This is a genomic window from Amycolatopsis sp. NPDC051372 (assembly GCF_040682095.1).
In the GTDB taxonomy this organism is placed as follows: domain Bacteria; phylum Actinomycetota; class Actinomycetes; order Mycobacteriales; family Pseudonocardiaceae; genus Amycolatopsis.
On the sequence record NZ_JBFBAF010000030.1, the window covers coordinates 70,622 to 95,216 of the forward strand.

Annotated in this window: 23 protein-coding genes and 1 pseudogene; 15 read left to right on the plus strand and 9 right to left on the minus strand. The window is 71.6% G+C overall.

Annotation, left to right across the window (positions count from 1 at the left end; genetic code table 11):
* Positions 1-647: 647 nt before the first annotated feature.
* Together AB0M56_RS36875 and AB0M56_RS36880 are read right to left on the minus strand one after the other, a co-directional pair.
* Entirely contained in the window at positions 648-2,033 is a 1,386-nt protein-coding gene (locus tag AB0M56_RS36875) for a PLP-dependent aminotransferase family protein (RefSeq protein ID WP_364184998.1), read from the minus strand.
* Entirely contained in the window at positions 2,030-2,923 is an 894-nt protein-coding gene (locus tag AB0M56_RS36880) for a sigma factor-like helix-turn-helix DNA-binding protein (RefSeq protein WP_364185000.1), read from the minus strand. Before AB0M56_RS36880 ends, AB0M56_RS36875 begins: the two co-directional genes overlap by 4 nt.
* A gap of 114 nt (positions 2,924-3,037) precedes the next feature.
* Between AB0M56_RS36880 and AB0M56_RS36885 the strand changes: the two genes are divergently transcribed.
* Complete coding sequence (locus tag AB0M56_RS36885; RefSeq protein ID WP_364185112.1) at positions 3,038-3,514, plus strand: Rrf2 family transcriptional regulator; 477 nt, start codon at positions 3,038-3,040, stop codon at positions 3,512-3,514.
* A 65-nt stretch (positions 3,515-3,579) separates the two neighbouring features.
* Here the strand turns inward: AB0M56_RS36885 and AB0M56_RS36890 are convergent, their stop codons facing one another.
* The 3 genes from AB0M56_RS36890 to AB0M56_RS36900 form a co-directional block, all read right to left on the minus strand.
* Positions 3,580-3,993: a cupin domain-containing protein gene (locus AB0M56_RS36890; RefSeq protein WP_364185002.1), complete on the minus strand. Its 414-nt coding sequence runs from the start codon at positions 3,991-3,993 to the stop codon at positions 3,580-3,582.
* Positions 3,994-4,139: 146 nt separating this feature from the next.
* Positions 4,140-5,708, minus strand: a complete 1,569-nt coding sequence (locus AB0M56_RS36895; protein ID WP_364185004.1) for a TROVE domain-containing protein — start codon at positions 5,706-5,708, stop codon at positions 4,140-4,142.
* Between the two features lie 395 nt (positions 5,709-6,103).
* The gene (locus tag AB0M56_RS36900) at positions 6,104-6,436 is read right to left on the minus strand and encodes a nuclear transport factor 2 family protein (protein WP_364185006.1); all 333 of its coding nucleotides are present in this window, start codon (positions 6,434-6,436) and stop codon (positions 6,104-6,106) included.
* Between the two features lie 113 nt (positions 6,437-6,549).
* Between AB0M56_RS36900 and AB0M56_RS36905 the strand changes: the two genes are divergently transcribed.
* The 8 genes from AB0M56_RS36905 to AB0M56_RS36940 all read left to right on the plus strand — a co-directional run bounded on the left by AB0M56_RS36905 (position 6,550) and on the right by AB0M56_RS36940 (position 12,810).
* The gene (locus tag AB0M56_RS36905) at positions 6,550-7,362 is read left to right on the plus strand and encodes a MerR family transcriptional regulator (RefSeq protein WP_364185008.1); all 813 of its coding nucleotides are present in this window, start codon (positions 6,550-6,552) and stop codon (positions 7,360-7,362) included.
* A 35-nt stretch (positions 7,363-7,397) separates the two neighbouring features.
* A complete protein-coding gene (locus tag AB0M56_RS36910) occupies positions 7,398-7,547 on the plus strand; it encodes an AAA family ATPase (RefSeq protein WP_364185010.1) in 150 nt (49 codons plus the stop codon).
* A gap of 346 nt (positions 7,548-7,893) precedes the next feature.
* Complete coding sequence (locus tag AB0M56_RS36915) at positions 7,894-8,547, plus strand: MFS transporter (protein ID WP_364185012.1); 654 nt, start codon at positions 7,894-7,896, stop codon at positions 8,545-8,547.
* A 76-nt stretch (positions 8,548-8,623) separates the two neighbouring features.
* Positions 8,624-9,412, plus strand: coding sequence for an IclR family transcriptional regulator (locus AB0M56_RS36920; RefSeq protein ID WP_364185014.1), 789 nt, complete (start codon positions 8,624-8,626; stop codon positions 9,410-9,412).
* Between the two features lie 192 nt (positions 9,413-9,604).
* The gene (locus AB0M56_RS36925) at positions 9,605-9,802 is read left to right on the plus strand and encodes a ferredoxin (protein ID WP_220242534.1); all 198 of its coding nucleotides are present in this window, start codon (positions 9,605-9,607) and stop codon (positions 9,800-9,802) included.
* Complete coding sequence (locus AB0M56_RS36930) at positions 9,799-11,007, plus strand: FAD-dependent oxidoreductase (protein WP_364185016.1); 1,209 nt, start codon at positions 9,799-9,801, stop codon at positions 11,005-11,007. Before AB0M56_RS36925 ends, AB0M56_RS36930 begins: the two co-directional genes overlap by 4 nt.
* An 11-nt stretch (positions 11,008-11,018) precedes the next feature.
* A complete protein-coding gene (locus AB0M56_RS36935) occupies positions 11,019-11,405 on the plus strand; it encodes a cupin domain-containing protein (protein ID WP_220242532.1) in 387 nt (128 codons plus the stop codon).
* 85 nt (positions 11,406-11,490) lie between these two features.
* A complete protein-coding gene (locus tag AB0M56_RS36940; RefSeq protein WP_364185018.1) occupies positions 11,491-12,810 on the plus strand; it encodes an MFS transporter in 1,320 nt (439 codons plus the stop codon).
* Here AB0M56_RS36940 and AB0M56_RS36945 read toward each other — a convergent pair.
* From AB0M56_RS36945 to AB0M56_RS36955, 3 genes are read right to left on the minus strand one after another with little or no spacing between them, the layout of a single operon-like run.
* Positions 12,751-13,794, minus strand: coding sequence for a carbon-nitrogen hydrolase family protein (locus tag AB0M56_RS36945; protein WP_364185020.1), 1,044 nt, complete (start codon positions 13,792-13,794; stop codon positions 12,751-12,753). The genes AB0M56_RS36940 and AB0M56_RS36945 overlap by 60 nt on opposite strands.
* A gap of 3 nt (positions 13,795-13,797) precedes the next feature.
* Positions 13,798-16,161 (minus strand): FAD-dependent monooxygenase, encoded by a 2,364-nt coding sequence (locus AB0M56_RS36950; protein WP_364185022.1) that lies wholly within the window; start codon positions 16,159-16,161, stop codon positions 13,798-13,800.
* Positions 16,161-16,592: a thioesterase family protein gene (locus AB0M56_RS36955; RefSeq protein WP_364185024.1), complete on the minus strand. Its 432-nt coding sequence runs from the start codon at positions 16,590-16,592 to the stop codon at positions 16,161-16,163. The genes AB0M56_RS36950 and AB0M56_RS36955 overlap by 1 nt, the downstream gene beginning before the upstream one ends.
* Positions 16,593-16,682: 90 nt before the next feature.
* Between AB0M56_RS36955 and AB0M56_RS36960 the strand changes: the two genes are divergently transcribed.
* The 4 genes from AB0M56_RS36960 to AB0M56_RS36975 are packed head-to-tail and all read left to right on the plus strand — an operon-like array spanning position 16,683 to position 21,126.
* Positions 16,683-17,801, plus strand: coding sequence for a cupin domain-containing protein (locus tag AB0M56_RS36960; protein WP_364185026.1), 1,119 nt, complete (start codon positions 16,683-16,685; stop codon positions 17,799-17,801).
* Positions 17,802-17,832: 31 nt separating this feature from the next.
* Entirely contained in the window at positions 17,833-18,708 is an 876-nt protein-coding gene (locus AB0M56_RS36965) for a fumarylacetoacetate hydrolase family protein (protein ID WP_364185028.1), read from the plus strand.
* The gene (locus AB0M56_RS36970) at positions 18,705-19,496 is read left to right on the plus strand and encodes an Asp/Glu racemase (protein ID WP_364185030.1); all 792 of its coding nucleotides are present in this window, start codon (positions 18,705-18,707) and stop codon (positions 19,494-19,496) included. Before AB0M56_RS36965 ends, AB0M56_RS36970 begins: the two co-directional genes overlap by 4 nt.
* Before the next feature lie 22 nt (positions 19,497-19,518).
* Positions 19,519-21,126: an AMP-binding protein gene (locus AB0M56_RS36975; protein ID WP_364185032.1), complete on the plus strand. Its 1,608-nt coding sequence runs from the start codon at positions 19,519-19,521 to the stop codon at positions 21,124-21,126.
* Between the two features lie 153 nt (positions 21,127-21,279).
* Here the strand turns inward: AB0M56_RS36975 and AB0M56_RS36980 are convergent.
* A pseudogene (locus tag AB0M56_RS36980) lies at positions 21,280-22,722 on the minus strand (GMC family oxidoreductase N-terminal domain-containing protein); the annotation flags it as partial.
* A gap of 219 nt (positions 22,723-22,941) precedes the next feature.
* Here AB0M56_RS36980 and AB0M56_RS36985 point away from each other — a divergent pair.
* A complete protein-coding gene (locus AB0M56_RS36985; protein WP_364185034.1) occupies positions 22,942-23,094 on the plus strand; it encodes a hypothetical protein in 153 nt (50 codons plus the stop codon).
* A 63-nt stretch (positions 23,095-23,157) separates the two neighbouring features.
* A complete protein-coding gene (locus tag AB0M56_RS36990; protein ID WP_364185036.1) occupies positions 23,158-24,375 on the plus strand; it encodes an ATP-binding protein in 1,218 nt (405 codons plus the stop codon).
* Positions 24,376-24,595: the final 220 nt, after the last annotated feature.

Below are 24,595 nucleotides of genomic sequence, written 5' to 3' on the forward strand. Positions count from 1 at the left end.
GGGCGCACTTGGCGTGGCCTGGCGTTCCGGTGGCCGTAGGTCGGCGCGCCCGGAGGGCTGCACCCTCGGGCGGGGTGGGGGCAGCGCAGGGTGTGGCCTGGCGTCTCGGTGGCTGTGGCTGTGGCTGTGCGTGATGGGGTGGGCTTCAGCGTGAGTTGGTCGCCGGTGCAACGTGCGGGTGCGACACGGTTGCCTCGGCTCTGGTGTGGAGCACGGCGCACTGGCGTCTCGGCGGCTGTAGCTGTGGCTGTGCATGATGGGGTGGGCTTCAGCCTGAGGTTGTCACCGGCGCAACGCGCAGGCGCGACCTGTTTTGCTCGGTTATCGCGTGGAGCAGGGCGCGCACTGGCGTTCTGGTGGTCCCGGGTCGGCGTGCCCAAAGGGCTGCACCTGGGCCGGGGCCGGGCAGCGCAGGGCGTGGCCTGGTTCGCTCTCGGCTTCGGCTGGGAGAAGGCTCCGCCGGCGCGGCCTGGCGGCCCGGTGAAAAGGGCTGTGCGGGACCGCGGCCCGAAGGCTCCGGGCTGGGCCGACGGCCGCGGCGACACACCGGTGTGGTCCGGTGCTCGGCGGCAGCGGCCGCGGCTCGGCGTGAATTGGCCGGCCGAATGGCCAAGCCGGCCGAATGGCCAAGCCGGCCGAATGCCGGGTCACCAAGTGGCGATCTCCGCGCCCTCCAGCAGCTGCGCCAGCGTGTCCAGTGCCGGGCGCCACGAGTGTTGCGGTGGGGTGGCGTAGCCGAGGACCAGGCCGGCGCGGTCGTCGCTGCCGTGCCAGTAGCCTGCGGTGTGCAGGCCCAGCAGGCGGACGCCCGCGTGGAGGCCGGCGTCGACGAGGCGCTTTTCCTCGTGGCGCGACGCCAGGGGGAGCAGGGCGTGGAGGCCGGCAGGGACGCCGTCGAGGGGGACGTCGGTGAGGGTGGCGAGGCGGGTGGCCAGCTCGGTGCGCCGCCTCTGGTAGGTCTGGCGGGCGCGGCGCACGTGGCGGTCGTAGTCGCCGCGCTGGAGCAGGTCGGCGAGGGCGAGCTGGTCGGGGACGCCGACGGACGCGCCGGTGACGGCGAGCGCGTCGAGCACGGGGATGCGCAGTCGCGGCGGCAGCACGAGCCAGCCGAGGCGCAGGCCGGGCGCCAGGGACTTGCTGGTGCTGCCCGCGAAGACCACGCGCGACGGGTCCAGCGCCTGCAGCGCGCCCACGGGCTGTTTGTCGTAGCGGAACTCGCCGTCGTAGTCGTCCTCGATGACGAAGCCGTCGCGGGCGCGGGCCCAGTCGAGGAACGCCGTGCGCAGGTCGGGGCTCAGCACGACGCCGCGCGGGTGCTGGTGCGCGGGCGTGAGCAGGACCGCGCGGACGTCCGGGTCCAGTGCGGCGGGATCCGCGCCCTCCGGACCCACGGGCAGCGGTGCGGTCGCGAGACCCGCGCCGTGGATGAGGCGCCGGTGGTGGACGAGGCCGGGGTCCTCCGTGCCGATCACGGACATCCCCGACTCCCGCAGCGCCCGCGCCAGCAAGGCGAGGCCGTGGGTGAAGCCGCTCGTGATCACGACCGCCTCGGCCTCGGCGCGCACACCGCGGGTCCGCGACACATAGGTGGCCACCGCTTCGCGCAGCAGACGCGAGCCGGCCGGGTCGCCGTAGTCCAAACTGGACGGTCCCGCCGCCGACAGTGTGCGTTTCACGCTGGCCGACCACAACGTGTGCGGGAACAGGCTCAGATCCGGCCGCCCCGGCCGCAGGTCGAGCAGGCGCGGCTCGACCTCCGACATCGCTTTCGTCACGGGGAGCCGGGTTTCGGCGACGCGGGTGCCCGACCCGGTCGTGCTCACCAGCCAGCCCTCGGCCACGAGCTGCGCGTAGGCCTCCACGACAGTGCCGCGGGCGATCCCCAGGTCGTCGGCCAGGCTGCGGGTGCCGGGCAGGCGCGTGCCGGCCGGCAGCCGCCCGGACGTCACGGCCTCGCGCAGCGCGGCTTCGATCGAGCGCGCCCGCGGCTCGCCGCCGGCCTCGAGGTGCAGGTCGATCCCGAGCGAGCTCACCCCGCGACCGCCGCGGCCAGCCGGGCGAGCTTCGCCGGGTTCACGACGAAGCAGACCTGGTCGATGCCCAGCGGCGACGCGTCCACCCAACACGCCGCCAGCGGTTCGCCGGCGCGGGAGACGAGGACCACGTGCTGCCCGTTCGCCGCCACGACGGAAGTGTCGACCTGCTGCCCATGAATCCCGACCGTTCGCAGCAGGTACTGCGCCACGCGATCGCGGCCGGAGACCGGTTTGCGCGCTGCCGTGACGACGCCGCCACCGTCCGAGTAGGCCACGGCGTGCTCGGCCAGGAGGCTCTGCAGGCCTTCGAGGTCACCCCGCTGCGCGGCTCCCAGAAACGCTTGCAGCAACCGGTCGCGCTCGGCCGGGCTCACGCGCGCGCCGCGTTCGCGGGTCACGTGGCCCCGCGCCCGGTGCCCCAGCTGGCGCGCGTGCTGCTCGCTGATGTCGAGGAACCCGGCGATGTCGCGGTACGGGTAGTCGAAGGCCTCCTTCAGCACGTACACCGCGCGCTCCTGCGGCGTCAGCCGTTCGAGCAGCATCAGCACGGCGAGCTCGAGTGCCTCGCCGCGCTCCACCGTGACGTCGGCGCCGTCGGCGGTCGGGATCGGCTCGGGCAGCCACGGGCCGACGTAGAGCTCGCGGCGCGCCCGGGCCGAGGTCGCGGCGGTCAGCGCCAGGCGGCTCGCGGCGGTGACGAGGAAGGCCTCGGTGTTGCGCACCGCGCCGCGATCCGTGCCCTGCCAGCGGATCCAGGTGTCCTGCACCACGTCTTCGGCGTCGGCCGCAGTGCCCAGCAGCCGGTAGGCGATGCCGAACAGGCGCGGGCGCATGGCTTCGAACGCCGCCACCGCGTCGGTCACTCCGCCACCGGCCACTTCGGTCACTTCGCCGCTCCTCGTGCGCTGCAGGGGATTCCGATGGTGGCAGGTGCGCTCCCGTGCCCGCAACCGGAACCTTGACTTCCAGGGTCCAGATTGTCTAGGGTGGCGGCCGTGCGGATGAACCAGGGTGTCGAGTGGTCCGTTCACGTCCTGCTGTCGCTCGCGTGGCTCGACGACGACGAACCGGTGTCCACCGCGTCCCTCGCGGCCAGCTACGAGCTTCCCGTGGCGTACCTGAACAAGCAGCTGCAGGCGCTCGTGCGCGCGGGGCTGCTGCGTTCGCTCCCGGGCGCGCGCGGCGGGTTCGTGCTCGCGCGCCGGCCCGAGGACATCACGCTGATGGACGTGGTCGCCGCCATCGAGGGCCGGGAGCTCGCGTTCCAATGCACCGAGATCCGGCAGCACGGGATGGGTCAGGAGGCGCCGCAGAGCGCGTTCCGCCGCAAGTGCGCGGTCGACTCGGCCATGCAGCACGCCGAGCTGCAGTGGCGCAAAGCCCTGGCGGCCAAGACGATCGCCGACATCCGGGCCGAAGCCGACAGTCACGCTCCTTCGGCCGCCCGGCTGGCCCGCAAGGCGTACGGCCGCGCCTGACGGCAGCACCGCCCAAAAAAATGGCCTGCCGCCTCCAGGTCGGAGACAGCAGGCCGGACGGAAGTTCAGGCCGAGCGACGGGCCTTCGGATGACGCAGGTGGTCGCGCTCGCGGATCTCGTCCTCGTCGAGGAACGTGAGCATCGGCACGTCGGGCGCGCAGACCATGCAGACCACGAACTTGCTCGCGATGTCCTCGCGCAGGTTGCCGGCCTGGTAGTGGACAACCTCGCCGCCGGGCTCCCACAACGCCTCCCCGGCCTTGATCGGGTAGGGCTCCTCGCCTTCGAGCTCGAAGAGGATCTCGCCCTCGAGCACGTAGCCGAACACGGGACCGGAGTGGCGGTGCGGGCCGCTGCCCGGGTCGCCCGGCGGGATCGAAACGGTGCCGACCATGAAGTGCGCGCCCTCGGGGACGAACGGCGGCGTGCGCGTGAGCAGGTTGTCGTAGGTGCTGCGTGAGCCGGGTGAAAGGATCATAGGGCCAGGCTAGGTCCGCTTCCGCGCGTGTGACCGGTCCAATCGAGGGCCGATTTCCTGTACCGGTTGGTTGGCAAAAGGTTCCCGGCGGGCCCACTGTCGCGATCGGACGGTGGTCACCCGGGACCACCGTCCGATCGCGACGGTCAGAACGGCCAGTCGGCGTTGCGCCCGGCCTCCAGCAGCGGGATCATCCGGAAGGCCTGGTCGGTCAGGCCGCCGAACGTGTGCCGGTTGCGGCCGCCGCTGGGCGCGTGGCCCCGCTCGTACCCGGCGAGGTTCCACGTGTACAGCGGCGTGGCCGCGGGCACGGACTTCCCGACATCGCCCTGCGCGGCCTGCTCGTCGGTGATGATCACGACGCGGTCGTGGCCGCGCTCGTGCTTTCCGACGGCGAGGTGCGTGTCGGTGCCGTTGCCGAGGAAGTAGCCGTCGGCGGTCCAGCGGTCCACCGACTTCAGCAGCGATTCCCGCTGCCGCAGCGGGAACTCGCGGGTGTCGTCGGAGAACGACACGACGTCGGCCTGCTCGCACCGCTGCCCGAGCGCGAGGCCGAACACCGCGGCCGCGTCCCACCGCTTCAGCGTGCCGTCCTTCGAGAACCGCGAGGTCATCGACCACGAGGTGTCCACCAGGATCAGGGTGCGGCCCGGCAGCACTCCGACGTTGGCGAGCGAGTGCGTGATCGCCTGTTCCAGCGCCCACGCCCACCGCAGCGACGGTGCCGCCCGGTAGGCCGAGAGGAACCGCATCGGCAGCTGCCGCGACCGCGCGACCTGCTCCGGGTCGGCGAGCCGCGTGGCGACGGCTTGCGCCACCTCGTCGGAAACCCCGGCCTGGTCGAAGTTGCGCAGGTTGCGCAGCAGCGCCATGTAACCCATCGACGGGATCATCGACTCCCACGCGGCCGCGGTCAGCGGCCCCTGGAGCCACCCGGCGAGCGACTCCCACGTCATCCCGGCCCGGCGCAGCGCCTCGGGCGCCGTGGCGGACTCGACCAGCTCGCGCCGGCGTTCGATCGGCCAGGCCATCAGCTCCCGGTGCGCGCCGAGAGTCCGCAGTGAAGCGGGGATCTCGCGGTCGGCGTGGAAGCGGACGTCGAGGACGTGCTCGAACAGAGCGTCCTGCCAGTCGACACGCGGGCCGGGGTGCGCCAGCCCGAGGACGTCGGCGAACCGGAACCCGCGCGCGTCGGAGTCCCACTTGAGGTAGGAGCCCTCGGTGTAGAGGCGCTGGGCGGCGTCGGCCACACCGCGCTTCACCGGCTTGGGCAGGGTGCGGCCGTGGACGCTCGTCCAGTAGGCCAGCAGCTCACCCGGCTCGTCCGCCCGCTGCAGCACGCTGTTGACCACCTGGCGTGAGAGGCCTTCGAGGCCGGCTTCCCGCCGCGCCGCGGCGAATTCGGCCGCGCCGACGAGCGCCGCGGTGCGCAGGTTCGCCTCCCCGCGCAGCCACGCGAGGAAGCGCACCGTCCACTCGGGATCGGCCAGCGTCGCCGCACGCACGAGTTCGGCATAGCGGGTGTCGCGCTGCTCGGCGCTCTCGTAGAACGTGTGCTCGCCGACCAGGTTGGTCACGGCGAGAAGGAACAGCTCGCTCTTGGCATCGCGCGCGTAGCCGGCCCCGCCTTCGTACGTGCGCCCGCTCGCGACGGCCTCACTGGAGATCGGCGAGCGGGCCGCCCGCAGTGCGCCGAGGATGTTGAACTTGGCCATGGGTCGACCCCCTCATGTTTTGTCTGTCCGGTCGTGGGAGGGAGCAGCAGTTTCAGGTGTGCCCGAGAAAAAGTCGGCCACGGTACATTTAGCTGCTCTGCCGGATTGAGCTACACCCCGATGAGTCGGGGTGACGGGATTCGAACCCGCAACCTGCCCGTTGACAGCGGAAGTAACCGTCACCTGCGCACCGGGCACACCTGAAACTGCTGCTCCTGAAGAAGCTTTCGGTCCGGTTCGGGTGCGCCCGAGAAAGATCGGCGACGGTGTCCAGGAATCGAACCTGTGGGCACCAGTTGAAGTAACCGTTGCCTGCGCACCGGGCACACTCGAACCTTGACGCTTACTCTAGCCTCGCGGATCCGGTGGTGTCGCGGGGTTTTTCCGCAGCGGGTTCAGGGTTCGATGACCAGCCGCGAGATCAGCCCGTTGTCGAGGGTGAAGCGGAAGTGCAGATCGACCTGACCACCGGGGAAGTCGCCTTCCAGGTGGTGCGTGGCGACGTAGTGTTCGTCGTCGACGTGCTCGGTGGCGATGAGCGTACTGGTGTAGGTGTATTCGGTCGCGGCGCCCTCGAGCCAGGCGCGGATTTCGGCGGGGCCGTGGTAGGTGTGGCCGTCGTCGGCGACGGTGGCCTCGGGCGTGAAGTGCGGCAGCGCGCGGTCGGCGTCGCGGGTTTCGTGCGCGGCGAGGTAGCCGGTGACGGTCTGGGGCAGCGCGGTGGTCATGCGGGGCTCTCCTGGATTCGACTCGGGACGACGACCCCACCGTCGGCCCTCTCCCAGGGAGAGAGTCAAACCCGAGTTGACTCTCTCCCTGGGAGAGGGTGCACAGTGGCCTCATGCGGTCAGGTCTGACGATCGGCGAGTTCGCCCAGCTCACGCGCTTGAGCGTGCGCACGCTGCGCCGCTACCACGAGGCGGGGCTGCTGGCGCCCGCGTCGGTCGACGACGCCACCGGCTACCGCTACTACGCGCGCGAGCAGATCCCGAACGCCCAGGTGATCCACCGGCTGCGCGAGCTCGACGTACCGCTCGCCGAGGTGAAGCACATCCTGGCCACGAGTGATCCGCGAACGCGCGCCGACCTCGTCGCCGGCCACCTGCGACGGCTGGAGGACCGGCTGGACCGCACGCGCGCCGCGGTCACGTCGTTGCGGCAGCTGCTGAAGCCGGACGTCGAGGAGCTGTCGGTCGAGCTGCGCTCGGTGCCCGCGCGGACCGTCGCGGCGATCGAGGCCACAGTGGACCTCGACGACGTGCTGGAGTGGTACGACGCGGCGATGTCCGAACTGGACGCCGCCGTGGCCGGCCACGAAGGCTTCACACCGCCGGGTGGCTTGTACGACAACGAGCTGTTCACCGCCGGCCGCGGCACGGCCCTGGTCTACCGGCCGGTGTCCGACGCGCCGGCTGTCGGTCGCGTTGTGCCGCACACACTTCCGGCCACGGACCTCGCCGTGACGGTGCACGCCGGCGAGCACGACGACATCGACGTCATCTATGGCCGGCTGGGCAACTGGGTGGTGGAGCACGCGCTCGCCGTGGCCGGGCCGGTGCACGAGACTTATTTGCGCGGCCCGCGTGACGACCCGGATCCGCGGTCGTGGCGCACGGAGATCGGCTGGCCGGTGTTCCGCGTTTCGCCGGCCTGAGATCACGCGTGCAGCGTCCGCCGGGGGAGGTGGCCGTGGACGGGGTTCTTCGGGGACGCGAGCGGGAATGCGGTGCGCTCGAGGAGCTGCTGCGTGACGTGCGCGCGGGACACAGCCGGGTGCTCGTCGTGCGCGGCGAGGCGGGCGTCAGGAAGACGGCGCTGCTCGATCACCTCGCGGGGTAGGCGCCGCCGTGCCGGGTCGTGTGGACGGTTGGGGTGCAGTCGGAGTCGGAGCTGTCCTTCTCGGGGCTGCAACGGGCGCTGGTCGCGCCATCGACCCCGAGCGGCATCCCGACCGGCTGGCGTGGCACCGCGCACCCGCGACCGCCGGGCCGGACGAGACGGTCGCGGCCGAGCTGGAGCAGTCCGCCTGCCGGGCGGTGGCCCGGGGCCGGCCGGTGGGGGCGGCGGCGTTTTTTCGAGCGGGCCGCCGAGCTGACGCCGGACCCCAAGATGCGCGCGGCGCGGGCTCGGTTCGCGTCGGGTGCGCCGATGCGGGTGCCGGAGTTGTTGTCGGCTGCCGAGCGCGGTGGTGGTCGCGGTCCTGCTCGTGCTCGGCGGCGCCGGCTGGCTGGCGGGACTGTCCACTTTGAACACCACGCTGCAGCTCGCATTGCCCGGCCGGGTCCGCGCGCGGGCACTGGCGGTGTACCTGATGATCTTCCTGGGCGGCCAGGGCGTCGGCGCCCTCATCTGGGGGCTGGTCGCCGCCGCCGCGGCGGGCGCGGCGACGACGCCGGCCATCTCCGGTGTGCTGCTCGTGCTGGGCGCGGCGTCGCTGCTCGTGCTCCCGATCCACGCGCGCACGGGCGAGCTGGACCGCACGATCGTCAGGCCGTGGCCAGAACCCGAGAACGCCGTGGTCACCGGCGACCAGGAAGCCCTCGCCGCCGCGGCGGGACCGGTGCGGATCGAGGTCTCCTACGATGTCCCGGCCGAACGCTCGGCCGAGTTCCTGGCAGCGCACGGGCGCGCGCCGGGGTCTCGCGGCAGCGCACGGGCGCGCGCCGGTGAGGCCTACCGCGACCTCAGCGCGCCGGACCGTCACGTCGAGGTCGCGACCTGGGCGGAACGCCCGCGCCAGCACCACGAACGCATCACCGGCCAGGACGCCGGTCTCTACCGCGCGGCCGCGGAGCTCTCGCTGGAACCGCCGTCGACCCGGCACCTGCCGGCGAGCTGACGTCCGGAGAGTCCTTCGACACCCGGGCAACCGGGAGATTCGCGGCGCCCGCGCCGAGCGGAATACAGTCCTCCACATGAGCAGAAGTGAGGGCGTGGCGGGCGTCAACCCGCCTCAATACCCGATCGAATCCGTCGACAACGCGCTCAAGCTGCTGCTGCTGTTCGGCGAGCGGTCGGAGGTGCGGCTGGCGGAGGTGAGCGAGTACCTGGGCGTCGCCTCGTCCACGGCGCACCGGCTGATGGCGATGCTGCTCTACCGCGGGTTCGTGCGGCAGAACCCGGCGACGAAGGCGTACGAGCCGGGTACGGCGCTGACCGGCGTGGCGTTCTCGATCCTCGAGCGGTTCGACTTCCGCCAGGTGCTGCGGCCCTACCTCGAACGTCTCAACGCCGAGCTGCGCGAGACCGTGCACCTCGGCGTGCTCGACGGCACGAGCGTGCGGTTCGTCGATGCGATCGAGAGCCCGCAAGCGGTCCGGGTCGGGTCGCGGCTGGGCAGCTCACTGCCGGCGAGCTCGACCTCGTCGGGGAAGGCGATGCTGGCCGGCCTCAGCACCGACCAGCTGCGGGTGCTCTACCCGGACGAACGGATCAGCGGGCTCACCGACCGCAGCATCCGCACCCGCGGTGACCTCGAAGCCGAGCTCGGGCGGGTCCGCGAGCGCGGCTACGCCACCAGTGCCGAGGAGAGCGAGGCCGGGGTGTCGTCGGTGGCGGTCGCCTTCCCGGTGACGGTGGGGGCCGGCCGCATCTCGTTCAACGTCGCCGTGCCCGCGAGCCGCATGCCCGAGTCGCAGCAGCTCGTCGTCGCGAAGGCGCTCCAGGCGATCGTGCGGGAGGCGACGCCGCTGCTGCACAGCTGAGCCCCGTCTTTTCCGAACGGCGGTGACCTGGGTCAAATGCCCAGGTCACCGCCGTTTTTCGCACCTTGGACGCGGCCGGCCGGCCTCACCTGACCGAGGGAGAGCCGGCGAAGGGTGTTGTCATTCTGCTGTGCAGAATACTATTCTTTCTATTGCGGTCGTCACGGAGGCGACATAGAAGAGGAGGACGGAATGGCCATCGTTCACGCGGATCGGGGGAAGTGCCGGGGCTGGGCCAATTGCGTGGCCGGTGCCGACGACGTGTTCGACATCGACGACGACGGCGTCGTCACGCTGCTGCGCGAGGCCATCGGACCGGACGAGGTCGGGCGCGTCGGCGAGGTCGCGCGCCGGTGCCCCGAGGCGGCGCTGGCGGTGGACGGGGCATGAGGCCGCGCACGGTCGTCGTCGGTGCGTCCGTCGCCGGGGTGCGTGTGGCCCAGGCACTGCGGTCGCACGGCTACGAGGGCCGCGTCGTGCTGGTCGGCCGGGAGGACGAGCTCCCGTACGACAAACCGCCGCTGTCCAAGGGAGTGCTCGCCGGCTCGGCCGTGCTCGACGACGTCCGGCTGCTCACCGAACGCGAAGCGGCCGACGCGGAGATCGAGCTCGAGCTCGGTCAGGCCGCGACCCGGCTCGACCTGCCCGGTTCCCGCGTGCACCTGGCCGACGGGTCGGCCCTCGACTTCGACGACCTGGTGATCGCCACCGGCGCGAGCGCGCGGCCCGCCGGCTGGGAGCACCTCGAAGGCGTCCACTCGCTGCGCACGGCCGCCGACGCCCGGGCGCTGCGGGAGGACCTGGACCGCGGCGGCCCGGTGGCCGTGATCGGCGGCGGCTTCATCGGCTCGGAGGTGGCGGCCACCGCGACCCGGCTCGGCCTGTCCGACGTGACCGTGCTCGACGCCACGCCGGCGTTGCTGTCCCGCGCGGCGCCGGAAGTGTTCGGCGACCGGCTCGCGGACCTGCACCGGCGGCACGGAGTGCGGGTGCGGCTCGGCGCCCGCGTCGCGACCGTGGAGCGGATCGGCGGCCGGCTGCGGATCCGGCTCGACGACGGGTCCGAAGTGGACGCCGCCACCGTGGTCGTCGGCATCGGGGCCGTGCCGAACGACACGTGGGTGACCGGCTCCGGGCTGAAGGTCGACGACGGCGTCGTCTGCGATCCGCTCGGCCGTGCCGCGCCGCACGTGTTCGCGGTCGGCGACGTCTCCCGCTGGCAGACCGCCCGCCACGGCCGCGCGGTGCGGTTCGAGCACTGGACCAACGCGGTCGAACAGGCCGCGTGTGTCGCGCACACCCTCGTGCACCCGGGTGATCCCCGCCCGCACGAACCCGCCGAATACGTCTGGACCGACCAGTACGACTGGAAGGTGCAGCTCGTCGGCGATGCCCGGGCCGGCACCGAAACCCGGCTGTTCGAACGCTCCGGCGACGCGTTCGCGATGGTCTTCGGCACCGGCGGCCGGCCGGCGGGCGCCGTGGTCGTCAACTGGCCGAAAGCACTCGTCGGCTGCCGGCGCGCGCTGGCGGCCGCGAAGCCGTTCGCCGAGCTCTGTGAAGAACTGCAGCACCTGTCCGCGAAGACCCAGTGAAAGGAGCCGCCGTGAACTACGTCCTCAACCCGAGCGACATCGCCTGGCACCGCCTCGAGAAGCCCGGGTTCCCCGGCATCGGTTTCCAGTTCAGCGAAAGCGTGGTCGACGACGACTACACGTCCGTCTACAGTGTCCAGCTCTCGAAGATCGGGCCGGGCGGGAAGTCGAAGCTGCACCGCGACCCGTACAACCACGCCTTCTACGTCACCGCCGGCACCGGTTCGGTCCGCATCGGCAAGGACAGCTGGGACGTGGAGCCGGGCAGTGTCGTGAAGATCCCCGCCGGGCTGCCGCACGGGTTCTCCAACACCGGCGACGTGGACCTCGAGTTCGTCGTGATCTACGACCCGCCCTACGTCGCCGGCACCGACCCGGTCAAGGAGCTCGAAAGCTGATTCGCACCCGGGGGCACTCGGCCTCGGCCGGGTGCCCCCTCGTTTCCCCGTCCCCTTCGCGCCCATGCGACCCACCGGAGTGTCCATGTCCCGCACCGCCGCGGCTTCCACGCTGCGCAGATCCGTCCTCGTCAGCCTCGCCGGCTCCGCCATCGAGTGGTACGACTTCTTCGTTTACGCCTCGGCGACCGCACTCGTGTTCGGCAAGATCTTCTTCCCTGCGAGTGATCCGCTCGCCGGCACCCTCCTCGCGTTCAGCACCTTCGCGGTCGGCTTCGTCGTCCGGCCCGTGGGCGCCGCGCTGTTCGGCCACTTCGGCGACCGCGTCGGCCGCAAACCTGCTCTCGTCACGGCGATGCTCACCATGGGGCTCGCCACCACCGCGGTCGGGCTCGTGCCGCCGTACGCGTCGATCGGCGCCGCCGCACCGGTTCTTCTCGTGGTCCTCCGGCTGGTGCAGGGCCTCGCGCTCGGCGGTCAGTGGGGTGGCGCCGTGCTGCTCGTGACCGAGAACGCGCCGCCGGCCCGGCGTGGGTTCTACGGCAGTTTCGCGCAGCTGGGCGTGCCGATCGCGTTGATCCTCGCGAACGTCGTGTTCCTCGTGGCCTCAACGGCGTTGCCCGAGGACGCCTTCCTCACCTGGGGCTGGCGGATTCCGTTCCTGCTCAGCGTTCTCCTCGTCGTCGTCGCGTTGTACGCGCAGAGCCGGGTCGCGGAGCACGCGCCCGCCGCACCCCGCGGCGGCGGCCGCGCTCCACTGCTCGAGATCCTGCGCCGCTACCCGCGCCAGATCGTGCTCGCGGCCGGCGCGACGATGGTCGGTGGCACCAGCTACTACCTGCTGGCGGTGTACCTCGTTTCCTACGCCACCGACCACCTGCACCAGCCGCGCGGCACCGTCCTCATCGGAGTGCTGGTCTCGGCCGCCGTGTGCGTGGTCGCGATGCCCGCGTTCGCGGCGTGGTCCGACGTGGTCGGCCGGCGCCGGATCTTCCTGGCGGGCGCGGTTCTCTTCGCGCTGTGGGCGTTCCCCCTCATCCGGCTCGTCGAGACGGGCTCACCCGTGCTCGTCGGGCTCGGGCTCGTGGTCGGCCAGGTGTTCTTCGCGATGACCTACGGCCCGGCGCCCGCCCTGTTCGCCGAGCTGTTCGGCGAACGCGTCCGCTACACCGGCATCTCACTCGGCTACCAGATCGGCTCCGTGCTCGGCGGCGCGTTCGCCCCGATCATCGCGACCGCCCTGCTGGCCGGCACGAACTGGTCGGGCTCCATCGCGCTGTACGCGATCGCCGTCTGCGGGATCTCCTTCGTCGCGGTTTGGTTCGCGCCGGACCGGCCGGCCGGCTCACGCGCTGCGCGCCGCGCTCTCGTCCGGGTCCCAGGGGCCGAGGACGGGTCCCGCTGAGGTGAACGCCTCGCCCGCCGGCCGGTCACCGAACACGACCGGCGGGCGCGGCGTGGTGTCGTGGTGGAGCTGGAAGACGTCGAAGCGGTTGTAGGCACCGACGATGTCGTGCATCTGCTTGGGCTGGATGCAGCGAGCCAGGTCGATCTCCGCGTAGACGATGCCCTCTTCGTCGATGAGTGGTTCGACGACGGGGTTGCCGTCGGGACCGAAGATGCCCGACAGTGCGCTGTTCGGGCGGCGCATGAGCTCGGCGATGCCCGCGTCGTCGCCGGCGGCGATCTCGATCATCTCGTCGGTGATGGTGGAGCAGGCGACCACGGAGAACAGCTTGCCCTCGAAGGCGTGCGCGGCGCTGCGGACGGCGATCGCCTGGGCCATGTCGTAGTCGGCGGGCGCGACGGGCAGCGAGATGTAGCTGGCGACGTGGACCAGTTCCCCTTGTGCCAGCAGGGAGAACCGCGCGAGCGTGTTCGTGTTCTCGCCGCACGCGAGCGCGCCGAGCGGCCCGACGGCGGAGTCGAGCACGCGCACGGTGCTGCCGTCGCCGCCGCCCCAGGTGAGTTTCTCGGCCCACGTCGGCACGAGCTTGCGGTGGACGTTGAGGACCGAACCGTCGGGGCCGATCGTGACGACGCTGTTGTAGATCAGCCCGAGGCTGTGCCGGCTGCGTTCGTTGACGCCGATGACCACCGTGGTCTTCGTTGCCGCGGCGGCCGCGCGCAGGGCGTCGAGGTGCGGGCCGGGGATGTCGATGGCGGTGCGGTAGAGGCGCTCGTACCACGGCGAGCCCTGCACCGGGTTCATCGTCCAGTTCCAGTACGGGTAGCCGGGCACGAAGACCTCGGGGAACGCGATGAGGGAGGCGCCGTGCGAAGCGGCTTCGGTGATGAGCGAGACGGCCTTGGCGACCGTCGCGGCGGTGTCGAGGTACACGGGCGCGGCCTGCACGGCGGCGGCGGTGAAGCGGGGGAAGTCTTCCACGGCTCAGACGCTCCTGTTCGGGGTTCCGGCGGGTACGGGGGTCCAGCGCGAACGGGCCGGCGAGGGTTCGTCCGCGCGCAGGGTGAGCAACGGCCGGGCGCGGCCGCCGCTGGGGGGTTTGGCTTCGCCGCCGGCCTGGATGGGCGGCCAGTACGCGCCGGGCCCGGAGTAGCCGAGCTCGGCCGCCGCGTGCAGCGCCCACGACGGGTCGTGCAGCTGCGCTCGGCCGATGCCGACAAGGTCCGCGCGGCCGGCGAGCACGATCGAGTTCGCGTCGTCGCAGGTGGAGATGCCGCCGACGGCGATCGTCGGGACGCCGACGTCGGCGCGGATCCGTTCGGCGAACGGCGTCTGGTAGCTGCGGCCGAACGCCGGTCGTTCGTGCGCGACGACCTCGCCGCTGGACACGTCGATCGCGTCCACCCCGAGTTCGGCCAGCGCGGCGGCGATCCGCACGCTGTCCTCGATCGTCGTGCCGCCCTCGGCCCAGTCGACGGCCGAGAGCCGCACGAGCAGCGGTTTGTAGTGCGGCCAGACGGCGCGCACCGCGGCCACGACGGCGAGCGGGAAACGCAGGCGGTTCTGCAGGCTCCCGCCGTAGCCGTCGGTGCGGTGGTGCGTGAGCGGCGACAGGAACGTCGAGAGCAGGAACCCGTGTCCGGCCTGCAGTTCGAGGACGTCGAAGCCCGCCTCGTCGGCCCGGCGAGCGGCCGCGGCGAAGTCCTCGATCAACGCCTGCAGCTCGGTTTCCGCGAGCTCGTGCGGCACAGGCAGGTCGCCGTACGCCAGCGCCGAGGGGGCGACGGTCCGCCAGCCGTTGGCGGCCAGCGCCGGGCCCAGCGATGCCGCGTCCGGCACGGACGTGGAGCCCTTGCGTCCGGAGTGGCTGAGCTGCACGCCGATCAGGGCTCCGGTGTGCGCGTGCACGGCGTTCGTGATGCGGCGCCATGCCGTGGCCTGCTCGTCGGTGTACAGGCCGGGGCACGCGGGGGTGACGCGACCGTGCGCGGTCACGGCGGTCATCCCGGTGAGCACCAGCCCGGCGCCGCCGAGGGCCTTGCCCGAAAGGTGCAGCAGCTCCGCTTCGCCGGGAATCCCGTCGACCGCGCTGTACGTCGAGATCGGCGCGGCGACGATGCGGTTGCGCAGATGCCGGCCCGCCAGGACGAGCGGCTGGAACAGCGGGGGAGTGCCGTCGTCGCGGCCGCCGGGGCTGTGGGTGCTGAACCAGCGGTCGACGGTGCGGATGTAGGCCGGGTCGCGCAGGCGCAGGTTGTCGTAGGTGACGCGACGGCTGCGCGTGAGGAGGTTGAACGCGAACTGCGGCGGCTCCTGGCCCACGACGTGGTCGATCGTCTCGAACCACTCGAGGCTTGCCTGCGCCGCGCGCTGAGTGGACTCGACGACGGGCCGGCGTTCGGTCTCGTAGTGTTCCAGCGCCGCGGCGAGGTCGCCGGGCGTGGCCTCCAGCGCGGCGGCGAGCGCCAGCGCGTCCTCCATGGCCAGCTTGGTGCCCGAGCCGATGGAGAAGTGCGCGGTGTGGGCGGCATCGCCGAGCAGCACGACGTTGCCGTGGCGCCACGTCTTGTTGCGCACGGTGGTGAAGCGCAGCCACTTCGAGTTGTTGGTGAGCAGTTCCGCGTCGCCGAGGAAACCGTGCAGCAGCTCGCGGCAGCGTTCGACGCTCGCTGTGTCGCTGACGCCGGGACCGAAGGTGCCGTCGGTGAACCCGGCGGCGCGCCAGGTGTGGTCGTTCAGCTCGACGATGAACGTGCTGCGGTCGGCGCTGAAGGGGTAGGCGTGCACCTGCACCGGGCCGAACTCGGTCTCCTCGACCAGGAACGTGAACGCCTCCAGCACGCGGTCGGTGGCCAGCCACATGTAGTGGCACTGGCGCACGTCGAGCGAGGGGCGGAAGACCTGTTCGAAGCGTTTGCGGATGGCGGAGTTCACCCCGTCGGCCGCGATCACGAGGTCGTAGTCGGCGGCGAGCCGCTCGACGTCGGGTGCCTCGGTGCGGAAGCGGACGTCGACGCCGAGGTCGTGACAGCGCCGTTGCAGGATCTCCAGCAAGCGTTTGCGCGCGATGGCGGCGAAGCCGTGGCCGCTCGAAGTCTGCGTGGTGCCGCGGTAGTGCACGTCGATGTCACTCCACCGGGCGAACTCCCGCTCCATCGAGGAGAACACACTCGGGTCGGCGTTGGTGATGCCTTCGAGCGTCTCGTCGGAGAAGACGACGCCGAAGCCGAACGTGTCGTCGGCGGCGTTGCGTTCCCAGACGGTGACCTCGCGGCTGGGGTCGAGCTGCTTGGCGAGCGCGGCGAAGTAGAGCCCGCCGGGCCCGCCGCCCACGATGGCGATCCTCATCACGCCGGCACCTCCTTCGTGAGCGCGGTCCGCACCGCTTCGGGCCACGGCGTGGCGGCCGGCTTGTCGGGTTCGGCGTGGACCACGACGACGGAACCGTCGGCGGCGATCCCGTTCGGGCCGTGGACCTCGAAGGCGAACGTGAGTGACGTACGCCCGAGTTGCGCAACGCGGAACATGATGCGCACGGAGTCGCCGAACCACAGCCGGCCCCGGTAGTTCACCTCGTGGCGTACCCGGGGGGTGCGGCCGAACAGCCACGCGAGGTCCTTGCCCCGCAACAGGTCTGCTTCGGCCTCTTCGGCCCAGCGCAGGACCACGGAGTTGTGCTGGTGGCCCGACGCATCGGTGTCGTGCCATTCGACCCGTCGCTCGATCGTGGTCTCGAGACCGGCGAGCGGGGGAGAACCCGCGGAAGGGGATGTCGGCATGAGTTTTCCTCCTGGCGCCCTTGACATCACGAACGGTATAGCTGAACTATGACTGTCGTCAAGAAAACGACATACGGACGGGAAGGCGCGATGACCACACACAGCGATGACCAGCTGGGCCGCGCACGGGTGACGGACAACGAAGATCTGCGGGCGTACTACGAGAAACTGGAACAGCTCGACGCCGGTGCACTGTGGACGATCGCGAACAAGATCGAGCCGTGGTACCCGCAACCGCAGTCCGTACCGATCAAGTGGAGCTACGAGCAGCTGCGCCCACTGGTGCTCGAAGCGCTCAACCTGGTCAGCGGTGACGACGCCGGCCGCCGCGTGGTGGCGCTGTACAACCCGCTGCGGCGCGACATCGCGGCCACGGTGGGGCTCCTGTACACCGGCCTGCAGGTGATGGGTCCCGGGGAGTCGATGACGGCGCACCGGCACCAGGCCGCCGCGCTGCGGTTCGTGCTGGAGGGCACCGGCGCGTGGACGATCGTCGACGGGCAGAAGCTCAAGGTCGGCCCGCGCGACTTCGCCATCACCCCGAACTGGACCTGGCACGAGCACGGCAACGAGGGCCTCGAAGGCGTCGACGGCCCGGTCATCTGGCAGGACGGGCTCGACATCCCGCTGGTCAACGCGCTCGACGCGCCGTTCTACGAGGTGCACCCGGACGTCTATCAGAAACAGGACGGGGTCGTGAACTCCTCGCTGCTGACCTACGGTGCCGGGCAGCTGCGTCCCTTCGGTGACACGTGGCACAAGAACCACTCACCGCTGCTGGCCTACCCGTGGGAACCGACGTATGAAGCGCTGCTCAACGCGGCGAAGGCGAGCGACGGTTCGCCGTACGACGGCATCATCATGGAGTACAGCAACCCGCTCACCGGCGGTTCGGTGATGCCGACCATGAGCGCGCACATGCAGCTGCTGCGCGCCGGTGAGTCCACGCTCGCCCACCGCCAGGTCGGGTCGAAGATCTACACCGCGGCCAAGGGCAGCGGCACCTCGATCGTCGCGGGCAAGCGGATCGACTGGTCCGAAGGCGACATCTTCTGCGTCCCGTCGTGGGCGTGGCACGAGCACGCCAACGCAAGCCGCTCCGACGACGCGTGCCTGTTCTCGTTCAACGACTTCCCGGTGATGCGTTCGCTCGGCTTCTTCCGCGAAGAGGCCTATTCGGACAACGACGGTCACCAGCCGCTCGCCTGAGCTCACTGTCCACTTCGAACGGAGTTCTTCCATGCTGCTCGTCACGTTCGCCGGTCCCGACGGCCAGGACCGGCTCGGGATCCAGGACGGCACCGACGTCGTCGACGTCCGGGCCGCGGCGACCGACTGCGGAACCACCGCCCCCGCGTCGATGCTCGAGGTGATCCACGCCGGCACGGCGGCGCTGGAGTCCCTCGTGGATTCCCCCGTGCGCAGTCCACTGGAGACGGTGACCCTGCGCGCGCCCCTGCGGCCGGGCAAGATCGTGGGTGTCGGGCTCAACTACACCGAGCACGTCGCGGAGTCCGCGCGGACGCTCGACACCGACAAAGAGCTGCCACAGCGCCCGGTGCTGTTCAGCAAGCCGGCCACCGCCGTCGTCGGTCCGGGGGAGCCCATCCGGCACAACGGCGACCTCACCGCGCAGCTGGACTGGGAGTGCGAGCTCGCCGTGGTGATCGGGAAAACGGCGAAGGGCGTGTCGAAAGAAGATGCGATGGACCACGTCTTCGGCTACAGCATCGTCAACGACATCAGCGCGCGCGACCAGCGGCGTTCGGGGCAGTGGTTCTTCTCCAAGGGCCAGGACTCCTACGCGCCGTTCGGCCCGGCGATCCGGACCGCGGACGACGTGGCCGACCCGTATGCGCTGGAGCTGTCGCTGCGCGTGAACGGGGACGTGAAGCAGAAGTCGAGCACGAAGTACATGCTGTTCCGCATCGCCGAGCTGATCGCCGACATCAGTTCCGGCATGACACTGGAGCCGGGCGACGTGATCGCGACCGGTTCGCCGGCGGGCGTGGGCGCGAGCTTCACCCCGCAACAGTTTCTCAACCCCGGCGACGTCGTGGAAGCGTCCATTCAGGACATCGGCACGCTGCGCAACCCCGTGGTGGACGCCCGATGACCGCGCGGACCTACCGCATCGGCCAGATCGTGCCGAGCTCCAACGTCACGATGGAGACCGAGATCCCGGCGATCTTCCGCGCGCGCGAAACCGTCGCGCCAGAGCGGTTCACGTTCCACTCCAGCCGCATGCGGATGAAACACGTGCGCAAGGAAGAGCTCGCGGCGATGGACGCCGACTCCGGCCGGTGCGCAGCCGAGCTTTCGGACGCGCACGTCGACGTGCTCGGGTATGCGTGTCTCGTCGCCATCATGAGCCTGGGCCACGGTTACCACCGCACGTCGGAGTCGACGCTCGCGCGGATCACCGAGGAGAACGACGCGCCGGCCCCGGTCGTCACGAGCGCGGGAGCTCTGGTGAACGCGCTCGACGTGCTGGGCGCGAAGTCGATCGCCGTGATCTGCCCGTACCTCAAGCCGTTGACCGAGACCGTCGTGGACTACATCCGCTACGAGGGCGTCGAGGTGACTGACTACATGGCGCTGGAGATCCCCGACAACCTCGAGGTCGCCGCCCACGACCCGCGCAGGCTCGTGCCGCTGGCGCGCGACCTCGAGCACGAAGGCGCCGATGCCGTGGTGCTGTCCGCGTGCGTGCAGATGCCCTCACTCGCGTCGATCGACATCGTCGAGAACGAGCTCGGCAAACCCGTGCTCTCGGCGTCGATCGCCACCGCTCACCAGATGATGCGCGCGCTCGGCCTGCCCGCCGTCGCGCCCGGCGCCGGCGCTCTGCTGTCCGGCCGCTACGCCGAATCCCCTTATCCCGTCCCGCCCGCCGTCGGCTGACGGACTCCCAGGAAGGCCGCAGATGGAGCTCACCCCATCGGCCCACGTCGACTCGTTCTGCCGCGACAACCTCCCCGCACCGGCGGACCAGCCCGAGTTCCGGTTCACACTGCCGGAGCTCGCCTACCCGCCGCGGCTGAACTGCGCCGTCGAGCTGCTGCGCGGGAGCATCGACCGCTTCGGCCCGGACCGGCCGTGCCTCCGCACGGACACGGAGACCTGGAGCTACGCCGACCTCGACCGGCGCAGCGACCAGGCCGCCCACGTGCTCGCGCGGGACTTCGGGGTGGTACCCGGCAATCGCGTGCTGCTGCGAGGGCCGAACAACCCGTGGCTGGTGGCGGCGTGGTTCGCGGTGCTGAAGGCGGGTGCGGTGCCCGTCACGACGATGCCGCTGCTGCGGGCCCGTGAGGTCGACGACCTCGTGGAGCTCACGCGGCCTCGCCTGATCGTCACCGACCATCGGTTCGCCGCTGATTTGTCCGAGGTCTCGTTGCCGGTGCTCACTTACGGCGCCGACGGTCCCGACGACTTGGTGGCTCGGGCTCGCGGCGTCCGGGAGGGTTTCGCCGCCGTGGACACCGCTGCCGACGACGTCGCCCTGCTTGCCCCGACGTCGGGGACCACGGGCAAGCCCAAAGCCACCATGCACTTCCACCGCGACGTCCTGGCCGCCACCGACACCTTCGCCCGGCACGTCCTCAAGCCCGTGCCGGACGACGTCTTCACGGGCACCCCGCCGATCGGCTTCACCTTCGGCCTCGGCGGCCTGGTCCTGTTCCCCCTCCGCTTCGGCTCTTCGACGCTGTTGCTGGAAAAGGCGTCCCCGGAAGAACTCGCCGACGCGGTCGAACGCCACCACGTCACGGTGCTCTTCACCGCTCCCACCGCGTACAAGGCCCTGCTGTCCTCGGGCAACGCGGCGACGCTGTCGAAACTCCGACGCTGCGTGTCCGCGGGCGAACACCTGCCCGTGTCCACGTGGGAGGATTTTCACGCCGCCACCGGAATCAAGATCATCAACGGCATCGGCGGCACGGAGATGCTCCACATCTTCGTGTCCGCGGCCGACGACGACATCCGCCCGGGCTCCACGGGCCGCGCCGTCCCCGGCTTCGAAGCCACCGTCCTCGACGACGCCGGCCGGCCCGTCCCCGACGGCACGCCCGGCCGCCTCGCCGTGAAGGGGCCCACCGGCTGCCGCTACGTCGCCGACAGCCGCCAGAAGAACTATGTCGACAACGGCTGGAACCTCACCGGCGACACGTACCTCCGCGACGCCGACGGCTACTTCTGGTACCAGGCCCGCAACGACGACATGATCGTCTCCTCCGGCTACAACATCGCAGGCCCCGAGGTGGAGCAGGCCCTGCTGTCCCACCCGGACGTGCTGGAGGCCGCCGTGGTCGCCGCCCCGGATCCTGCCCGCGGCACCATCGTGCACGCCTTCGTCCACTTGCGACCCGGCGCCGCCGAGGACGCCGCCGCTCTGCAGGCTTTCGTCAAACAGGCGATCGCGCCGTACAAGTACCCGCGCGCGATCGACTTCGTGACGGAGCTGCCGAAGACCCCGAGCGGGAAGATCCAGCACTACCGGCTCAGGGAGCTGGTGGCGGCCCGGAACCGGTAACGGCGGCCCGGGGAATGGCCTGGTACCTCTCGGTGCCGGGCCATTTCGCATTTCGGACTCGCTCCAGGAGCCGCCGTTGCACCAGGGGCAGGCCGTTACCGAGCGGCTTCCCGACCCAGCAGCACATCCGCCGCCCGTTCGGGTCACCGCCAGCACCGTCGCGTTGGTGTTCGCGCCGATCAGGGTGGGGAGGACGGACGCCTCGGCGATGCGGAGGCCGGTGACGCCGTGGACGTTCAGCGCGGGGTCCACCACGGTGCCGAGGGCGCAGGTACCACAGGCGTGGAAGTAGCTGCCCGTGCTCTGGCGCAGGAAGTCCTCTTCCGCGGCAGGGTTCATCGAAGCCGGGCCGGGCAGGACTTCCTTGTCGCGCCACGGATTCAGCGCCGGGGCGGTGCCGACGTGCCGGGCGAGGCGCAGGCCGGCCAGCATGCCGGCGAGGTCGCGCGGGTCGCGGAGCAACGCGGGGTCCACGATGGGCGCGACGGCCGGGTCGGCCGATGCCAGCGTGACCGAGCCGCGGGAATGCGGGTACAGGTAGTTGAAGCCGATGGTGAACCCGGTCGCCGGGCCGGGCAGGGGCGGCCGGAAGTACGGGATGTCCAGGAACAGCAGCTGCACGTCGGGCGCTTCGAGATCGGCGCTGCTGCGCACGTCGGCGACGAGGTCGCTGTGGTTGTTGGCGCCGTCGGGCAGGGGGCGGGCGTTCGAGTACACGACGCCGGTCAGCGGGTGGTCCTGCAGGTTCGCCCCGACGCCCGGCAGTGCGACCCGCGGCGTGACTCCGGCCTGCTCCAGCGCGGCCGGGTCGCCGATGCCGGAGAGCATCAGCAGGTGCGGCGAGCCGATCGCGCCGGCGGACAGCACCACGGACCGTTCGGCCTCGGCGGAGGCCGACGAATCGCCGAAGCGGTACTCGACGCCGGTGCGGTGGCTGCCCGCGAGCACGAGCCGGGTCACGGGCGCGCCGGTCACCACGGTCAGGTTCGGCCGGTTCAGCACCGGGCGCAGGTAGGCGGCGGCGGGCGACTGGCGCGCGCCGTCGACGATGTTCATCTCCAGCCAGGTCGCGCCCTCCGGCTCGGCGCCGTTGAGGTCGGGCGATTCGGGGAACCCGCGCTCCCGCACGGCGGCCAGCGCGGCGTGGGCCGGCGGGTGCCGGACGGGCGGCGGCCCGACCCGCATGGGGCCGTCGGTGCCGCGGTACTTCGGGTCGCTGCCGGGCCGCGCGGTCTCGCTGCGGCGGAAGTAGGGCAGCAGGTCGTCGTAGCGCCGGCCGTCGACGCCCCAGGCGTCGTAGCCGGCGCGGTGGCCGCGAAGGTGTGCCATGGCGTTGATCGAGCTCGACCGCCGAGCGTGCGCCCGCGCGGGTACGGCAGCTCCACGCCGTGCAGGCCCGGCTGCGGGGTGGTGTGGAAGTTCCGGTCGACCGAGCTGCCCAGCAGCGCCGGCCACGCGGGCGGCACCCCCATCACGTCCGGCCCGGTCGCGCGACCGGCCTCCAGCAGCAGGACGGTCGCCGCCGCGTCTTCGCTCCGCCGCGCGGCGAGGACCGAACCGGCCGTCCCCGCCCACGACCACGTAGTCGTACTTCATCTCTTGGGTGTCCCTCCTCGACGGACATCCCGGGGTGCCCACGGCCCATGAAGCCAGACCCCGGCGGGTGAAAGAGGGCTCAGCCAGGACTTGCCGTTCCCAGGATCGGCGTCACACGAGCGACCGGCCGGGGCAGCTCCGCGGGTACGGGCGGTCCACGACGGACGGGCCCGGTCCCCGGCCGACGCAGGCTGTGACCAGGCGAAAGGACGGGTGGCGATGAGGGGCTCCGAGCTCGGCGAGTTCCTGAGGACGAGGCGCGCCCGCGTCGACGTCGCCCAGGTCGGCCTGCCGCCGACGGCCCGCCGCCGCGGGCCCGGGCTGCGCCGCGAAGAGGTCGCGGCCCTGGCCGGGCTCAGCGCCGGCTACTAGGCGCGCCTGGAGCAGGGCCGCCAGCTCACGGCGTCGCACGAGGTCCTCGATGCCCTGGCGCGGGTGTTCAGCCTCGACGAGGCCGAGCGCGCCCACCTGCGCCGCCTGTCCGCGCGCCGCAGCGGTCCGCCGGACGAGGTCGCGCGCGGCGTCGGGCCCGGCATGCGCAGCCTGCTCGACGAGCTGCGCCGCGTGCCCGCGATCCTGCTCGGCCGCTCCACCGAGGTGCTCGCCGCGAACCGGGTCGCGCGGCTGGTGTTCGCGGACTTCCCCGGCATGCCCGCGCGTGACCGCGTGGTCGTACGGTGGCTGCTGTGCGACGAGTCCGCCCGTGCCCTCCACGACGGCTGGGAGGGCATCGTCGAGGAGATGATCGGCATGCTGCGCCTCGCGGTCGGCCGCGACCCCGAGGACCTGCGGGCCCGGCGTCTGGTGGCCGAACTGTCGGCGACCAGCCCGCTGTTCCGCCGCGTGTGGGCCGACCACCGCGTGGAGGCGACCCCGCGTTCGACGAAGCGGATGTTCCACCCGGGCGCGGGCGAGCTGAACTTCTACGTTGAGTACCTGGCCTCGCGAGGCGCCGGCCGACAGAACCTTTCACGTTCGTTCCCCGCCCTGGAACGGGTACCGCGGAGGCGGTCGACGAGCTCCTGGCCAGGGAAAACGTGCCGGCGAGCTGAGTTTCGGATCCACTGTGGACCAGGGCCGGTCCGTGACCGGGCCACTTCCGGTGATTCATTCGTGACCCGATCGGGTAAGTCGGAAGTGCGCTTACCGCGAATCGGGGAGGTGGTGCCGTTGACCGGGGCCCGAAGTGCAGGCCGTCCGGGCACGTGGGTGCTGCCGCTGCACGGCACCACGGCTGCGACGGTGCGGACGATGCGCAGATGGGTGTCACAGCACCTGAGCACGCTGGGTGACGAGCACCGCGACGACGTGCTCCTCGTCGCCACCGAACTGCTGGCCAACGCCCACGACCACGGCGACGGGCCGCGCCACCTGCAGTTGTGGCACAGCCTGCGCCCGTGCACCGTGCGGGTCGAGGTGGCCGACCGCAACCTCGTGCAGCCGACCATGGGCTTGTCCCGCCTGCCCGGCCCGCGCGGCCGCGGGCTGCTGCTCGTCGACCGCCTGTCGGTGACGTGGGGTGTGCTGCCCGAGACCGGGTTCGGGCGCAAGACGGTGTGGGCGCAGATCCCTTGCCTCGGCCGGTGTCCCCGGCCCGGGCGGACGGGTGACCAGCGCACCTGCGTCGGCGGATCCGGCGAGCTGGCCGGCTGAGGCCGCAACGGTCCCCTGTGGACTGACCCGCCGCGAGTGACATCGCGGCCACCGCGCCCCGCGCGTCGCGGCCCCGCGAACTCGCCCGCACAAGCCCGTCGCCGGCCCTCCCGACGCGCCGGCCCAGGTCTCATCCGGCACGGGTGAGGCGCGAGCCGTGTGCGCACGGTGACCGTATCCCCGGGACCCACCGGCCGGAGCCGCCGCGCAGGTCCGGCCA

Coding starts and splice junctions, on each gene's coding strand:
- AB0M56_RS36960 (WP_364185026.1), top strand. CDS start 16,683: ATGACCACACACAGCGATGACCAGCTGGGCCGCGCACGGGTGACGGAC.
- AB0M56_RS36985 (WP_364185034.1), top strand. CDS start 22,942: ATGAGGGGCTCCGAGCTCGGCGAGTTCCTGAGGACGAGGCGCGCCCGC.
- AB0M56_RS36975 (WP_364185032.1), top strand. CDS start 19,519: ATGGAGCTCACCCCATCGGCCCACGTCGACTCGTTCTGCCGCGACAAC.
- AB0M56_RS36905 (WP_364185008.1), top strand. CDS start 6,550: ATGCGGTCAGGTCTGACGATCGGCGAGTTCGCCCAGCTCACGCGCTTG.
- AB0M56_RS36895 (WP_364185004.1), bottom strand. CDS start 5,708: ATGGCCAAGTTCAACATCCTCGGCGCACTGCGGGCGGCCCGCTCGCCG.
- AB0M56_RS36925 (WP_220242534.1), top strand. CDS start 9,605: ATGGCCATCGTTCACGCGGATCGGGGGAAGTGCCGGGGCTGGGCCAAT.
- AB0M56_RS36940 (WP_364185018.1), top strand. CDS start 11,491: ATGTCCCGCACCGCCGCGGCTTCCACGCTGCGCAGATCCGTCCTCGTC.
- AB0M56_RS36900 (WP_364185006.1), bottom strand. CDS start 6,436: ATGACCACCGCGCTGCCCCAGACCGTCACCGGCTACCTCGCCGCGCAC.
- AB0M56_RS36950 (WP_364185022.1), bottom strand. CDS start 16,161: ATGAGGATCGCCATCGTGGGCGGCGGGCCCGGCGGGCTCTACTTCGCC.
- AB0M56_RS36965 (WP_364185028.1), top strand. CDS start 17,833: ATGCTGCTCGTCACGTTCGCCGGTCCCGACGGCCAGGACCGGCTCGGG.
- AB0M56_RS36970 (WP_364185030.1), top strand. CDS start 18,705: ATGACCGCGCGGACCTACCGCATCGGCCAGATCGTGCCGAGCTCCAAC.
- AB0M56_RS36955 (WP_364185024.1), bottom strand. CDS start 16,592: ATGCCGACATCCCCTTCCGCGGGTTCTCCCCCGCTCGCCGGTCTCGAG.
- AB0M56_RS36885 (WP_364185112.1), top strand. CDS start 3,038: ATGAACCAGGGTGTCGAGTGGTCCGTTCACGTCCTGCTGTCGCTCGCG.
- AB0M56_RS36890 (WP_364185002.1), bottom strand. CDS start 3,993: ATGATCCTTTCACCCGGCTCACGCAGCACCTACGACAACCTGCTCACG.
- AB0M56_RS36920 (WP_364185014.1), top strand. CDS start 8,624: ATGAGCAGAAGTGAGGGCGTGGCGGGCGTCAACCCGCCTCAATACCCG.
- AB0M56_RS36930 (WP_364185016.1), top strand. CDS start 9,799: ATGAGGCCGCGCACGGTCGTCGTCGGTGCGTCCGTCGCCGGGGTGCGT.